Below are 13,597 nucleotides of genomic sequence, written 5' to 3'. Positions count from 1 at the left end.
TTCCTCTCAATACTCTCACTCAAAAATCCATTTTAGAAAAAATGATTCACGGCTTGCTTTGGTTCCCCCTTCTTATTGCATTTACTCTCCTTACAGGGTTGGGCTGGTTGGAGCGTCGGCGCCAAAATCTCTATTTAATTTGGGCTGAGGGTTCTGAACTTGCAAAACTAGATGGATCAGGAGCTGCCAAATTGAATGATGGGATTTTAATTTGGAGTACTTTTGAAGCAGGAAAATTTAAAGATCAGGAATCTTTTGAAATCAAACAATTGGAATTACTTGAACTTTTGGCTCTTGCATCTGGAGAGGCACCATTAACAAATGAATCTCAAGGCACATGTCGCCTCAGACTTATTGGATGTGGAAAGGAAACAGACATACCTTTTGCAGATGCAGACAGAGCAAGAGAGTGGATGAATGAATTAATGCAAAAAGCCAGGTGCGAGCTTTGATTCGATCCAAGATAGTTGGTACAAAAACATATGAAAAGAAGAAACTCAATAAAAAGGCAACGCAAAAAAGAACAGCATTCTTTCGAAACAAAAAATATAATCTATCTCTGGCAAATTTTAATTTCAAGTTTGTTATCGATTTTTCTATTTAATTTATTTATTGGCAAAAGTACAACCCAAATCAATCCGAAAAATCTAATTATTAAGGGGAATGTTAATTTTGATAAAGAATTAATTATTTCTCAAACGGGCATTAATTTTCCAGCAACTGTCTTGCAAATTAATCCTAAGCAAATAGAGTCAAATTTAACTAGAGAACTTGCCTTAGAGGCGGTATCTGTTAGCCGCAAGCTCATCCCACCTGAATTAATTATTTCAATTCTTGAAAGGAAGCCAGTTGCATTTTCTCAAAGAAATAATGGATCAAAGATGGACTATGGAATGATCGACAAGGATGCTTACTGGATACCACTCAAGCGTAAAAAAGAAGACCTTAAAGAGTTAAATCTGGTCGTAAAAGGATGGAGACCTAGATATCGCAATTCAATCTCATTAATAATTAAATATAAAAACGATTTTGGTAGTCCTCTTGAGGAAATAAATTTCGATCCAACTGGCGAACTAAGTTTGAAAACAATCAATATCGATTCAATAAAACTGGGGACAGATCAAGAAAAACTTCTTCAGCAAATTAAAACTTTGTCTTATTTAAGTGAGGTTCTACCTGAGAGTTTTTACACAAAAAAGGGCTTTAGTATTGATTTGAGGGATCTCGCAAAACCTGAATTGCAAACAGGGGGACAAGATTAAGAGCATGAAGTTGGCTAAAGCCATATACTGGCAATGTTTTAAAAGAAATTATCCGATTGAATTCGTATAATTGACTTTTTAAAACTACTTTGTGGATAGGAGAAGTTTTTCGCGTAGACAAACTACTCTTATTTATAAAGACAAAATGCACCAAAAATCTCTTATCAACTCAAAACATGGTGATGGGCATCGGTAACAACTCAGGGTTTGCATTGGATGAACAAATCCAACCAAGTCAATCAGCCCGAATTGAGGTGATTGGAGTTGGTGGCGGAGGCAGTAATGCTGTAAATCGAATGATCTTCAGTGATCTTGATGGTGTTACTTATCGGGTTCTCAATACTGATGCTCAAGCTCTTCTTGAGTCCTCAGCGAGCAACAGAGTGCAACTAGGACAAACTCTTACTCGTGGCTTAGGTGCTGGAGGCAATCCAAGTATTGGTCAAAAGGCTGCAGAAGAATCAAGAGCAGAACTACAACAGGCACTTGAAGGCTCGGATTTAGTATTCATTGCAGCAGGAATGGGAGGAGGTACAGGCACTGGAGCAGCACCTGTAGTAGCAGAGGTTGCTAAAGAAATTGGCGCATTAACAGTCGGAATAGTAACAAAACCCTTTGGATTTGAGGGTAAAAGGCGCATGAGACAAGCTGACGAGGGTATTGCAAGGCTTTCAGAAAATGTTGATACTTTGATTGTTATTCCCAATGACCGTCTCAAAGATGTCATAGCTGGAGCGCCTCTCCAAGAGGCATTCCGCAGTGCTGATGATGTATTAAGAATGGGTGTTAAAGGTATCAGCGACATCATTACCTGTCCTGGATTGGTAAATGTAGATTTTGCAGATGTTCGCTCTGTAATGACTGAAGCAGGAACAGCACTTCTAGGCATAGGACTTGGTTCTGGTCGTTCAAGAGCCCTTGAAGCAGCTCAAGCTGCAATAAATAGTCCCCTACTGGAATCAGCGAGAATTGATGGTGCAAAAGGTTGTGTGATTAACATCACAGGCGGGAAAGATATGACATTAGAAGATATGACCTCAGCTTCTGAGGTCATTTATGACGCTGTTGACCCTGAAGCAAATATCATTGTAGGTGCTGTTGTAAACAAGGAACTTGAAGGAGAGATCCAAGTAACAGTAATAGCAACAGGCTTTGAGAATAACCAAGCTTCATATAACTCCCCAAAAAGCAGAAGCCGACTTTCTCCAAAATCACTTTATGGACAAGAAGAAGCCAAGGAAACAGGGGCTACAATTCCTGAATTCCTAAGACTTCGTCAAAACAGAAAATATCCTGGAACCTGATAATTATTAGGTGACCCGGAATCCACGCCTGCTTTTAGCATCCCTTGTGGCTGCTATCTTCCGATCCTGACCAGATTTGGGCGTAAAAGCCGCATGGGTCCGAGTCGATTAGATTTTAGCAATTGATGCTTTTTTAGTAAGTAAATACCCATGATCCCAAACGAATTGATTCGTTTTAAAGAACTTGGAAAACCCATTACGGTATTAACCGCCTGGGACAGTATTTCCTCTTCAATGGTTGAAGAGGCTGGAGCAGATGTGGTCTTAGTGGGAGACTCTTTGGCAATGGTAGCGCTTGGCCATCAGACGACTCTCCCCGTCACTATTGAACAAATGTTGCACCATGCACAGGCCGTATGTAGAGGTTTTTCAAAATCAATTGAAAAACAACCATTAGTAATTTGTGATCTACCTTTCTTGAGTTATCAGATAGGAATTAATGAAGCTACAGAGGCAGCAGGGACTTTAATTAAGAATTCAAGGACAGCTGGAGTTAAGCTTGAGGGGGCAGAGCCAGAGACTCTTTTAGTTATAGAAAGGCTTATCAGAGTAGGGATCCCCGTGATGGGGCATTTGGGACTAACCCCTCAATCAGTTAATCAAATGGGTTATAAAATTCAAGCTTCTGATGAAAAGGGGAAAAATAAAATATTTGATTCTGCAAAAAAACTTGAATCAGCTGGCTGTTTCGCAGTTGTTCTAGAACATATCCCATCAGAAGTTTCCTTAAAAATAAGCAACAACCTCAAAATACCAACTATTGGAATAGGAGCGGGCAATCAATGTGATGGCCAAGTGCGAGTAACTGCAGATCTAATTGGGCTCTCTCAAAAGCAACCCCCATTTGCTAGACCGCTAATTGAGACAAGAAAAATTTGTGTTAAAGCTCTCGAGAGCTGGGTAAGCGAGCAGCACTCTCAGGGAGAGAATCCCACCAAATAATCACTTCAACAAGAATCTGATTACTCAAATCCATTCCCTTGGGATTTGTTAGAGAAATTCTTCTTCCCTTCTTAGTTATCAAACCTTTTTTAAAGTATTTATTTAATCTCAACATCAAAATTGACTCATATTTCTCAATTTGTTTCTTATCCCAACCCCACTCTTGAAAAACTGCGCCTAAGTCAACTCCCTCTCTTGTTCTCAAACCAACAATTAGTTGATCTTCTGGACAAATTGGTTGAGAAAATTTAGAAATTAAAGATGAATCAATTCCATTTAACTCTTGATCCTTAACCCATTTTTCATAACCATCTAGGGTCTTAGGTCTGGAATATCTTGTACCCCAAGGTGCACTAGTTGCACTCATACCAAATCCCCACCATCCTGCATTACCCCAATAAACACGGTTGTGACGAGATGAATGACCAGGCAATGCATAATTTGAAATCTCATAACGAGCGAAACCTGCTTCGTTAAGCATTTTGGAAGTCAGGCTATTGATATCTGCCGATAGATCCTCATCAGGGAGTGATAATTCTCCTTTCCTTTTTTTTAGTTCAAAGAGTGTTCCAGGTTCGATAGACAAGTCATATATCGAAAGATGAGGAACTTCTGTTTTTAAAGCTTTTTTAAGTTGAGACTCCCAAAAATTTATGTTATGACGAGGAAGATTTTGAATCAGATCAAGACTCCAGCTTTTAATTTTTCCAGCTCTAAACTCTTCATTTACCCACGAACAGGCCTCATACAAGTCACTTGAGGAGTGACTTCTGCCTATTTCTCTCAAAGTTGAATCATCAAAACTTTGACCGCCCAGGCTAAACCGGTTAATTCCACTCTCAATAAATCCAGCAAGAGATCTTTTATCAAAACTTAGGGGATCTACCTCTAAAGTAATTTCAGCGCCTAATTGAATTCCAAAGACTTTTTTGAGATGAGAAATTAAAGAATATATTTGAGCAGGTGCTAACAATGAGGGAGTCCCACCACCAATGTAAATAGTTGAGAGGGGAATGCCCCCATTTATCAAATCAATCTCACGTCTAAGTAATTCCAAATAAGATTCAAATATCTCAGTTTGGTTTATGCCTGTCTTTTCGGAACTTTTTAAAAGAGGTACGATGGCAAAATCACAATAAAAGCATCTTTTGTGACAAAAAGGGATGTGTAAATAGGCGCTTCTTGGTGATTTTTTCACAACTTTTTCATGTGATCATTAAAAATATGAAGAGATGAAGTCATAGGTTTATTTGTTAAAGGAAAATCATGGTGGTGCCAATTGTTCTAAATGAGAATAAATTAAAAGCATGATGGACCAATTTGTCCTACTTTTATTTTTCATCTCAGGAGCCATCCTTGGTTGGCTTGGAATTGATTATTTACCAACACTGATAATAGATAGAGTAACCAATCTTGAAATTTTTAGAATAATACTCGCTGCAGCAACAGGTTTTTTTAGCGGAATTTTTGCTTTTTTGCTTCTCCAAATAAGGAAAAATATCCTAAAAAAAATACGGACTATGCCAACAGATCTGCTTGTAAGCAGATCTGTTGGCCTTATTCTCGGATTATTGGTTGCTAATTTACTTTTGGCTCCAATTCTATTGCTGCCACTACCAGAGGAATTATTTTTTCTAAAACCACTTATTGCAATTATAAGTAATATCTTTTTTGGTTTAATTGGTTACAATCTCGCCGATATTCATGGAAGGACTTTGCTAAGAATATTTAATCCAAATAGTACAGAAGCACTTTTAGTTGCAGAGGGAATACTTACTCCTGCTACTGCAAAAATAATCGATACAAGTGTAATAATTGATGGGAGGATAAAAGGACTTTTAAGCTGCGGAATTATTGAAGGTCAAATCATTGTTGCTCAAGCAGTTATTGATGAATTACAAAAACTAGCTGACTCTGGAAATAGTGAAAAAAGAGCCAGAGGAAGAAGAGGTCTGAAATCTTTAGCTGAACTTAGAGAAATTTATGGGAGGAGACTAGTTGTTAACAGCACTAAATACGAAGGGCCCGGAACGGATGAAATTCTTTTGAAATTAACTAGTGATACTGGAGGGGTACTCATTACAGCAGATTACAACCTCTCCAAAATAGCTCAAGTAAAAGAACTGAAAGCTTTAAATCTCAGTGATCTTGTTATTGCTTTAAGACCTGATGTACAACCAGGTGCAAGATTAAATTTAAAAATTGTCAGAGAGGGTAAGGAAGCCTCTCAGGGGATTGGTTATTTAGAAGATGGAACAATGGTGGTAATCGAAGGCGCAAGGGAATTAATTGGAGATAGGCTTGAAGTGGTAATAACCGGTGCTCTCCAAACCCCAACTGGAAGAATGATTTTTGGAAAAGTTGAAAAGAAACTTCCTCCTAAAAAAACTCAAAAAACAAATGCGACTTAGCCCTCAATGTCGCTAGGCTTTAATTCAACGTTGATTTTCTGAATGTGACTGTTTCAGCTCCCTATTATGGGGATTCAGCAGTAATGAGAACTCCCCCTCCAGATTTACCCTCTTTACTTTTGAAAGAGAGAATCGTTTATCTAGGCCTTCCTCTCTTTTCCGATGATGACGCAAAGAGACAAATGGGCATGGATGTCACTGAGCTAATAATTGCTCAATTATTATTTTTGGAATTTGACAATCCAGAAAAACCAATATATTTCTACATAAACTCAACTGGAACGAGTTGGTACACCGGAGATGCAATTGGATTCGAAACAGAGGCATTTGCAATCTGTGACACTCTCAGATATGTAAAGCCTCCTGTTCATACAATTTGCATTGGCCAAGCAATGGGGACAGCCGCTGTAATTCTTTCTGCGGGGACGAAAGGGCAGCGGGCCTCACTACCCCATGCTTCGATAGTCCTCCATCAACCAATCAGTGGGGCAAGAGGCCAAGCCACTGACATTCAGATCCGAGCAAATGAGGTTATACACAATAAAAAAGCAATGCTTGAGATTCTCTCGAAAAATACTGGCCGTTCAGTTGCTCAGCTTGCCAAAGACTCTGACAGGATGAGTTATCTCAATCCATTTGAAGCAGTTGAGTACGGGTTAATAGATCGGGTGCTTACAAGCAGAAAAGATCTACCTGTTGAGGCTTAAAAACTCCCTCCCTTAAAACATTTTATCCAATTTATTAATCCAAATCATGCCAATAGGTACTCCAAGTGTTCCATACAGGCTCCCAGGGAGTCAGGTCGAAAGATGGGTAGACATTTACACACGGCTTGGAGTCGAGAGAATTTTATTTCTCGGCCAAGAAGTAAATGACGGGATAGCAAATAATCTTGTAGCTCAAATGCTTTATCTTGATTCAGAAGATAGCACTAAGCCTATTTATTTATACATAAATAGTCCAGGAGGCTCTGTAACCGCTGGATTAGCGATATACGACACTATGAAATACGTTAAAAGTGAGGTAGTGACTATTTGTGTAGGGCTTGCAGCCTCAATGGGAGCATTTTTACTATCTGCTGGATCGAAAGGAAAACGTTTAGCTTTACCTCACAGCAGAATTATGATTCACCAACCTCTTGGTGGAACTTCCCAAAAACAAGCCAGTGATATTGAAATTGAAGCGAGAGAAATACTAAGGATTAAAGAAATGCTTAATAAATCAATGGCTGAGATGACTGGTCAAACTTTTGAAAAGATAGAAAAAGACACCGATAGAGATTACTTTTTAAGTGCAGTTGAAGCCAAAGAGTACGGTCTGATTGATAGGGTTATCTCTCACCCCAACGATGCTAAAACCCAAAATAATTAATTTGCATGATTCAACTACGAATTATTTGGTAGATATTGCTAGCAACTATGAATTTTAAATCTGAAAATTTACATAAATGATTTTAAATTAGCTTCTCTTTCTTAAGCTCTGAATATTCCAGAAGTAGATAGCAAGCTAATGGCTCAACTTTTCTATGATTCAGATGCAGATCTCAAACTGCTTTCTAATAAAACAGTTGCGATAATTGGATATGGTTCCCAGGGACATGCCCATGCACTCAATCTTAAAGATAGTGGTGTCGAGGTCGTGGTGGGCCTGTACGAAGGGAGTAGATCCGCAAGTAAAGCAATCTCAGATGGTCTTGAAGTTTTGAGCGTTGCAGACGCTTCTGCAAAGGCTGATTGGATAATGGTTTTACTTCCTGATGAATTTCAAAAAAGTGTTTACGCTAATGAAATACAGCCCCATCTCAAACCTGGCAAAATATTGAGCTTTGCACATGGATTCAATATCCGTTTTGAATTGATAAAACCTCCTGAATTTGTTGATGTTGTGATGATCGCTCCAAAAGGTCCTGGACACACTGTCAGATGGGAATATCAAAATGGTCAAGGCGTTCCAGCACTTTTTGCAATTGAGCAAGATTACTCAGGCAAAGCAAGAGATTTGGCAATGGCTTATGCCAAAGGAATAGGAGGAACAAGAGCAGGAATACTGGAAACCAATTTTAAAGAAGAAACTGAAACCGACCTTTTTGGAGAACAAGCTGTTCTATGTGGAGGGCTATCTGAACTTGTCAAAGCGGGTTTTGAAACGCTTGTCGAGGCTGGCTATCAGCCCGAATTGGCATATTTTGAATGTTTACATGAAGTCAAGCTAATTGTTGACTTAATGGTCAAGGGTGGATTAACTGCAATGCGAGATTCAATATCAAATACTGCTGAATATGGCGACTATGTAAGTGGTCCTAGATTGATTACAAAACAAACAAAAGATGAAATGAGGAGAATATTAGGTGATATCCAAGACGGAACTTTTGCAAAGAATTTTGTAGCTGAATGCGATTCAGGAAAACCAAATATGAAAAAGTTCCGAGAAAGGGATTCCCAACTTCCAATTGAAAAAGTAGGCAAAGTCCTCAGATCCATGTTTAGCTGGTTGAGATAAAGCCCTGAATAATTTAACTATAATATTTTGTACTGCAATCTTATTAGACTATATAATTGGTGACCCTAAAAAGATTCTTCATCCAGTTGAAGTTATTGGTGTATTAATAAAATATAGTGTTGATAAGATTGAATCTAAAGGAAAAAATAATAGATTTATACTATTATTTAAAGGGCTTATTCTTACAGTTTTTATTCTTATATTAAGTGGCTTTTGTGGCTATATTATTGAAAGAATAGTTTTTTCAAAATCGATTCTTATTAGTCAATTTAGCACCGTAATATTAGTAATTTCTCTCTCAAGTGCAATTGCATTTGGCTCTTTAAAAAAAACAAGTTTAGATATTTTAAAATCCCTTGAAAACAATAAAAAAGAAATTCGGATAAAAGAATCAAGGGAAAAGCTTGCTTTCATTGTGGGTAGAGATACAGATAAGCTGAATGAAAAGGAGATTTTAAGAGCGACCGCTGAATCAGTTAGTGAAAATTCAGTTGATGGAATTTTTGCACCAATTTTTTGGGTCTTTGTGGGGATGATTTCTTGGAAAATTTCTGTAATTTTTCCAGGTCCGCTTACATTCGTCTGGATTTATAAAGCCAGCAGTACTCTTGACTCCATGGTTGGATATAAAGAGGGAAATCTTAAATATATTGGTTTTTGGGGAGCTAAATTGGATGATTTATTAACTTGGATACCATCAAGAATTGTTCTGTTAACTCTTCCAATTACATGCAGATCTTGGAAATTGGCTCCTAGCTTAATCAATGCAGCCTATCGAGACGGGTCTAAATACGAATCCCCAAATTCTGGCATTTCAGAAGCTATATTCGCCCATTGCTTAAATATAAAAATGGGAGGAGAAAGCTCCTATAAAAACAAAATAAAAATTAAACCACTTTTAGCAAGCAGTGCCAAAGATGCTGATCGCGAATCTATTAGACAAATTTTAAAATCCATTCTTAAATTAGAAATTTTATGGTCGGCAGCAATAATCTTTTTTTTGATATTTCTTGAATTTCCAACTAGCTAATAAGCCCCTCGATCCATTGGAAAGAATAGGACTCCTAAAGTTAATAATATAATCTCAAGATCCAAATTGAAAGACCTATAGCGAGCATAAAAAAGATCCATTTGAACCCTTTTGGAATAAGTAAGGTTGTTCCTTCCACTGACCTGCCAAAGTCCTGTGAGGCCAGGTCTAACAGAAATGACCTCATCCATAGCAGAGCCATATCTATCAAGTTCATCTTTCACTATTGGTCTTGGCCCAACAACGCTCATTTCTCCTTTTAATACATTGAAAAATTGAGGGAGTTCATCAAGACTTGATCTTCTTAAGAATCTTCCAATTGGAGTTATCCTAGGGTCTTGTCTTAATTTAAAATCGCTCTCAAACTCTTCTCTTAATGAAGATGAATTGGAAAGAAGCTTCTCTAATAAAAGATCTGAATCTTTATACATAGTCCTGAATTTTATACAACCAAATTTCTTATAGTTTCTCCCTATTCTCTTCTGTACATAAAAAATAGGGCCAGGGGAGCTGATTTTTACGAATATTGCTAGAAAGAGAAAAATTGGCGTTCCGAAAATTATTACAGAGGTTGAAAAAATAATATCACCAGCCCTTTTCAGGACCCTACCCCAAACACTTTGCTTCCCAATCAAGGCATGAGCTTTAAGATCTGATGGAGTAACATCTAAATTTCTACCTGAAAAAGATGAGAAGCCTCTCATGAGTTTAGTTGTCTAGAAAGAAATTCATGGCCCTAATTTTTGAAAAAAGATAGGAAAATCATCCACTATTAGCCTACCTAATCATCGCAAAATTATTCTGGCAATAATGAAGGATTTTTCATAAAAGATGAGTTGATTTTTTTATGTTCTTCATTAACCATCATCAAAAATCTCTCCATCTTAGAATTGAATTTATTCGGATGAAATCTTTGAGACCATTGGTGTAAGTAATTAGAACTAATTTTTCTCCATAATCCATCTTTCTCAAACCACTCTATTGCCTCAACTAAAGAGGAGACTTTCTGCTCAGAGAAAAGAAGTCCTGTTGCTTTTGAATAGTCATCTGAAGCACAGCAAACACTATCAAGAACTCCACCCTTGCCGTAGGCAATTACTGGGGCACCAGCTGCCATCGCCTCAACAGGGGCAATTCCAAAGTCCTCAAGTCCTGCGTAAACATATGCACGACAACTTTGCATGAGCTTAATTACTTTTTCAGAATCCAAAAAACCCACCACATCAACACTCGGCCCAGCAATACTTTTTAAGAAAGCTTTTTCTGGTCCATCACCTACAACAATAAGGGGCAACTTCAATTTATTGAATGCCTCAATAACAATATCAACCCTTTTATTTGGCACAAGCCTACAAAGACACAAGTAAAATTCATCTCTATTTAAATCACTTCTAAACTTATCAACATTTACCGGTGGATTAATTACTTTTGATTCTCGCCCCCAATAACTCTTTATCCGCATTGAGGTAAATCTAGAGTTAGCTATAAAATAATTAACTCTTGAAGCGGACAGTTGATCCCATTTTCTCAGCGAATGCAGTTGCAATCTTATTAACGGCCCCAAACCTAGCCTACGAAAAGTTGATCTTTTTAAATAAACATTCATTTGATCCCAGGCATATCTAACTGGGGTATGCACATAACTAACATGTAACTGATCCGGTGAAAGTAATAATCCCTTCGCGACACAATGAGAGCTACTAATTACAAGAGGGGCACCCCCTATCTCCAGCTGCTCAATTGCAAGAGGAAGCAGCGGAAGATATTTTTGTACGTTATTTATCCCAAAGGGCAAATTTTGAACAAAGCTTGTTTGTATTTTCTTCCCATAAAGCCAACTGGACCGAATGGTACTTTCTCCGTCTACCAAAGAACACAAAGCCACATCACTTCCTTTTGAAGTGAGATAGTCATATATGCATTGCACAACTTGCTCTGCACCACCAACAGAGCCTGGCGAAAACCATTCATGAACTAGAGCTATTTCCCGTGGTAGCTTTGTAAAATTCAAATATTCTCAAGGTGGTATTTTATTATATAGGAGCATTAATAAGTACTTTTGTGGAATGAATTGATAGAATATCAAAAAATTAAATTAATATATAAATTTAGCTCAATTAACAGTCAAATACCAAGAAATGGTAATGGAATTATTTTACCAATAATTAATAAGAAGATAATCCCTGAAAAAGCCGTAACACTTGAGAAATAACGTATATAGCCGGTTCTTCTTTTCAAGGAATAGAATGACCATATTAAAACAGCAAGAGCAGTAGAGCCGAGAACTGTAATAACTTTTTCGATTGTATTATTTATAAAGAATACAAAATTAAATTTAAAGAAAGAGAATATAAAATTAATTTCTTGTGACTGTTCGGGAGTTTTGATAACTAACAAAGTTATGCAAAAAATAGTAGAAATAGATACACAAGCTATTAAAAAAATTGAAATCGGCTTAGTTAACCTATTAATTGTTCTATTAAAAATAATTAGGAGGAAAATAACTAATAATGATCCTGCAAGTGGCAGGGCAGGTACTAGCCATGAAATTTTACCTAGTGTCTCCATTTAATAAAAAATTTTCATTACCACTCTAAAGCAAATCAGCTTGGTCTCAGTAAAATAAATCAAAAATCACATTACTTATTTGTTAAAGCTCAAATATGCATATTTTCTTTGTAATAGTCCTGATAGTCTTTTTACTATCACTAATTGGATTTAACTTAAACCAATTAGAAAAACGGTACTACAGTTATTTTAAGAAGAGAATGATAAAGAATTCAAGAAAAAAGCCTCACCGGAGAAAAAAAAAGTAGTATTTTATAGAAAGTTTCAATATTTGAATGGATCTAAATTCAAATAATCACAGCGAGATAAAAGAAAATCGCAACTCTAGTGATGGTTCTCCCGAAGATAATGTAAGAGAAGTTAATAATCTCAAAGCTATTCCAGAAACAAATGAATATGCAAAGTGGATAGATAATGAGGGGAATGAGGTTCAGGAGGTTTTTGGTTTTAACCATAATGCAGAACTTGTTAATTCAAGAGCTGCTATGTTTGGTTTTTTAATGTTAATTCTTACTGAGCTTGTTTTTAAAGGAGAAGCTGTTACTAAAAGTATATTTGGAATTGGTATTTAAGAACTGAATTTTAAGTTAGAATAATCATTGTTATTCCCCTGAGTCAAATGAAAAAAAATGTCTTTTATGGAATTATGTATGTGTCAGTTTTAGTTATTATATGGGGCACAATAGGTTCTCTTATTGATTTCGAGTTTTTGGAGCAAGATATATACGATGTCGGTAGCATCGGGCAGATATCAACATTTGCCATTACTTCTATTATAACTGCAATATTTGGTAAAACTTTCTATTCTAATTTCTCGTCTCGTTTTAATAAAATTGAAAAATAATATATTAATAGCGAAACCTTTTTAAAACTTTTGCAGCCGATAGATCCTCTCCTTTTTCATATAAAATCCATTGCCTTGTTTCTAAATCATGATCACACCCATGCTCCCCATCCTCAGAGAAATTTGTAAGTAAAATTGAGTGGCATTTCTGATCAGCCTCAAAAGCTGATGGATAACCAGTTAAGTAATAATAAAGACCAATTACAAATGTAAAGACCAATAAGAATCCTATAAATATTCTCATAAAAAAATCGAAGAGTTATTACCAATATTAATAAAAAATATGCTTTCAGAGGATTATTAAATTAATTCTAAGGTTTTTTGGTTTCAATCCTCAAGCTCACATTCAGTCAAATTAGAATTATTCAATCTACTCAGAACCCTTGCCATGTCAATTGCCGACAACTCTCCGTCTGACCCCCATTTTAAAGTTGTTTTACGTTGAGGAGGATTCTTCTCAAATTTAGAATTTAGATCTGCCTTTGAAGTCATAATTCTAAGGAGTAAATCTTTGAAGCACTTTACCTAAAAATTTGATCAAATCAAAAGCCCAATATTGCAAAGAAATTAAATTTCATTAAATCCAAAGCATGAGGCAGCTAACTCAACTGTCACTGTGACAGTTGAGTTAGCTGCCTCATGCTCTCGCCAATAAAAAAAAACCAAGCAATAATATTAAAGTGAGGAGTTGAGTTTCTGGAGTCGAAACTAGGAAAGACGTCCAGGCAACTCAAAAA

General features: G+C 36.7%; 16 protein-coding genes and 1 other RNA gene. 10 read left to right on the top strand and 7 right to left on the bottom strand.

Going from position 1 to position 13,597, the window contains the following annotated elements; all coding sequences use genetic code 11:
* The first annotated feature begins 41 nt into the window (after positions 1–41).
* The 3 genes from AC6EJA_RS09050 (at position 42) to ftsZ (ending at position 2,566) form a co-directional block, all read left to right on the top strand.
* Entirely contained in the window at positions 42–452 is a 411-nt protein-coding gene (locus AC6EJA_RS09050; RefSeq protein WP_498502332.1) for a hypothetical protein, read from the top strand.
* A 30-nt stretch (positions 453–482) separates the two neighbouring features.
* Positions 483–1,262 (top strand): cell division protein FtsQ/DivIB, encoded by a 780-nt coding sequence (locus AC6EJA_RS09045; protein ID WP_498502331.1) that lies wholly within the window; start codon positions 483–485, stop codon positions 1,260–1,262.
* A 182-nt stretch (positions 1,263–1,444) separates the two neighbouring features.
* The gene (gene ftsZ, locus AC6EJA_RS09040; RefSeq protein WP_498502330.1) at positions 1,445–2,566 is read left to right on the top strand and encodes a cell division protein FtsZ; all 1,122 of its coding nucleotides are present in this window, start codon (positions 1,445–1,447) and stop codon (positions 2,564–2,566) included.
* A gap of 9 nt (positions 2,567–2,575) precedes the next feature.
* On the opposite strand, the gene ffs is transcribed toward ftsZ, so the two are convergent.
* An RNA gene (gene ffs / locus AC6EJA_RS09035) (signal recognition particle sRNA small type) lies at positions 2,576–2,672 on the bottom strand.
* A gap of 44 nt (positions 2,673–2,716) precedes the next feature.
* On the opposite strand from ffs, the gene panB reads away from it, so the two are divergent.
* Positions 2,717–3,508, top strand: a complete 792-nt coding sequence (panB, locus tag AC6EJA_RS09030) for a 3-methyl-2-oxobutanoate hydroxymethyltransferase (protein ID WP_498502328.1) — start codon at positions 2,717–2,719, stop codon at positions 3,506–3,508.
* Here panB and hemW read toward each other — a convergent pair.
* Positions 3,447–4,706, bottom strand: a complete 1,260-nt coding sequence (gene hemW / locus AC6EJA_RS09025; RefSeq protein ID WP_498502327.1) for a radical SAM family heme chaperone HemW — start codon at positions 4,704–4,706, stop codon at positions 3,447–3,449. The genes panB and hemW overlap by 62 nt on opposite strands.
* 109 nt (positions 4,707–4,815) lie before the next feature.
* Here hemW and AC6EJA_RS09020 point away from each other — a divergent pair, with 109 nt between their 5' ends.
* The 5 genes from AC6EJA_RS09020 to cbiB all read left to right on the top strand — a co-directional run bounded on the left by AC6EJA_RS09020 (position 4,816) and on the right by cbiB (position 9,448).
* On the top strand, positions 4,816–5,919 hold the full coding sequence (locus AC6EJA_RS09020; protein WP_498502326.1) for a PIN/TRAM domain-containing protein: 1,104 nt from the start codon (positions 4,816–4,818) through the stop codon (positions 5,917–5,919).
* Between the two features lie 44 nt (positions 5,920–5,963).
* Positions 5,964–6,626: an ATP-dependent Clp protease proteolytic subunit gene (locus AC6EJA_RS09015; RefSeq protein WP_498502325.1), complete on the top strand. Its 663-nt coding sequence runs from the start codon at positions 5,964–5,966 to the stop codon at positions 6,624–6,626.
* A gap of 46 nt (positions 6,627–6,672) precedes the next feature.
* Positions 6,673–7,290 (top strand): ATP-dependent Clp protease proteolytic subunit, encoded by a 618-nt coding sequence (locus AC6EJA_RS09010; RefSeq protein WP_498502324.1) that lies wholly within the window; start codon positions 6,673–6,675, stop codon positions 7,288–7,290.
* Between the two features lie 138 nt (positions 7,291–7,428).
* The gene (ilvC, locus tag AC6EJA_RS09005) at positions 7,429–8,418 is read left to right on the top strand and encodes a ketol-acid reductoisomerase (RefSeq protein WP_498502323.1); all 990 of its coding nucleotides are present in this window, start codon (positions 7,429–7,431) and stop codon (positions 8,416–8,418) included.
* 4 nt (positions 8,419–8,422) lie between these two features.
* Positions 8,423–9,448, top strand: a complete 1,026-nt coding sequence (gene cbiB / locus AC6EJA_RS09000) for an adenosylcobinamide-phosphate synthase CbiB (protein WP_498503586.1) — start codon at positions 8,423–8,425, stop codon at positions 9,446–9,448.
* Here the strand turns inward: cbiB and AC6EJA_RS08995 are convergent.
* The 3 genes from AC6EJA_RS08995 to AC6EJA_RS08985 all read right to left on the bottom strand — a co-directional run bounded on the left by AC6EJA_RS08995 (position 9,445) and on the right by AC6EJA_RS08985 (position 12,016).
* Complete coding sequence (locus tag AC6EJA_RS08995; protein ID WP_498502322.1) at positions 9,445–10,152, bottom strand: undecaprenyl-phosphate galactose phosphotransferase family protein; 708 nt, start codon at positions 10,150–10,152, stop codon at positions 9,445–9,447. The two genes, cbiB and AC6EJA_RS08995, sit on opposite strands and share 4 nt — an antisense overlap.
* Before the next feature lie 92 nt (positions 10,153–10,244).
* Positions 10,245–11,459 (bottom strand): glycosyltransferase, encoded by a 1,215-nt coding sequence (locus AC6EJA_RS08990; RefSeq protein ID WP_498502321.1) that lies wholly within the window; start codon positions 11,457–11,459, stop codon positions 10,245–10,247.
* A 113-nt stretch (positions 11,460–11,572) separates the two neighbouring features.
* Positions 11,573–12,016, bottom strand: coding sequence for a hypothetical protein (locus tag AC6EJA_RS08985; RefSeq protein WP_498502320.1), 444 nt, complete (start codon positions 12,014–12,016; stop codon positions 11,573–11,575).
* 275 nt (positions 12,017–12,291) lie between these two features.
* On the opposite strand from AC6EJA_RS08985, the gene AC6EJA_RS08980 reads away from it, so the two are divergent.
* The gene (locus tag AC6EJA_RS08980; RefSeq protein ID WP_498502319.1) at positions 12,292–12,588 is read left to right on the top strand and encodes a high light inducible protein; all 297 of its coding nucleotides are present in this window, start codon (positions 12,292–12,294) and stop codon (positions 12,586–12,588) included.
* Positions 12,589–12,864: 276 nt separating this feature from the next.
* On the opposite strand, the gene AC6EJA_RS08975 is transcribed toward AC6EJA_RS08980, so the two are convergent.
* Together AC6EJA_RS08975 and AC6EJA_RS08970 are read right to left on the bottom strand one after the other, a co-directional pair.
* Positions 12,865–13,080, bottom strand: a complete 216-nt coding sequence (locus tag AC6EJA_RS08975) for a hypothetical protein (protein ID WP_498502318.1) — start codon at positions 13,078–13,080, stop codon at positions 12,865–12,867.
* 107 nt (positions 13,081–13,187) lie between these two features.
* The gene (locus AC6EJA_RS08970; protein ID WP_498502316.1) at positions 13,188–13,352 is read right to left on the bottom strand and encodes a DUF8633 family putative protein; all 165 of its coding nucleotides are present in this window, start codon (positions 13,350–13,352) and stop codon (positions 13,188–13,190) included.
* Positions 13,353–13,597: the final 245 nt, after the last annotated feature.

Source organism: Prochlorococcus sp. MIT2309, from assembly GCF_059772305.1.
This window is presented reverse-complemented; position numbering and strand designations above follow the sequence as displayed.

Coding starts and splice junctions, on each gene's coding strand:
- AC6EJA_RS09050 (WP_498502332.1), top strand. CDS start 42: ATGATTCACGGCTTGCTTTGGTTCCCCCTTCTTATTGCATTTACTCTC.
- AC6EJA_RS09045 (WP_498502331.1), top strand. CDS start 483: ATGAAAAGAAGAAACTCAATAAAAAGGCAACGCAAAAAAGAACAGCAT.
- ftsZ (WP_498502330.1), top strand. CDS start 1,445: ATGGGCATCGGTAACAACTCAGGGTTTGCATTGGATGAACAAATCCAA.
- panB (WP_498502328.1), top strand. CDS start 2,717: ATGATCCCAAACGAATTGATTCGTTTTAAAGAACTTGGAAAACCCATT.
- AC6EJA_RS09020 (WP_498502326.1), top strand. CDS start 4,816: ATGATGGACCAATTTGTCCTACTTTTATTTTTCATCTCAGGAGCCATC.
- AC6EJA_RS09010 (WP_498502324.1), top strand. CDS start 6,673: ATGCCAATAGGTACTCCAAGTGTTCCATACAGGCTCCCAGGGAGTCAG.
- ilvC (WP_498502323.1), top strand. CDS start 7,429: ATGGCTCAACTTTTCTATGATTCAGATGCAGATCTCAAACTGCTTTCT.
- AC6EJA_RS08995 (WP_498502322.1), bottom strand. CDS start 10,152: ATGAGAGGCTTCTCATCTTTTTCAGGTAGAAATTTAGATGTTACTCCA.
- AC6EJA_RS08985 (WP_498502320.1), bottom strand. CDS start 12,016: ATGGAGACACTAGGTAAAATTTCATGGCTAGTACCTGCCCTGCCACTT.
- AC6EJA_RS08980 (WP_498502319.1), top strand. CDS start 12,292: ATGGATCTAAATTCAAATAATCACAGCGAGATAAAAGAAAATCGCAAC.
- AC6EJA_RS08970 (WP_498502316.1), bottom strand. CDS start 13,352: ATGACTTCAAAGGCAGATCTAAATTCTAAATTTGAGAAGAATCCTCCT.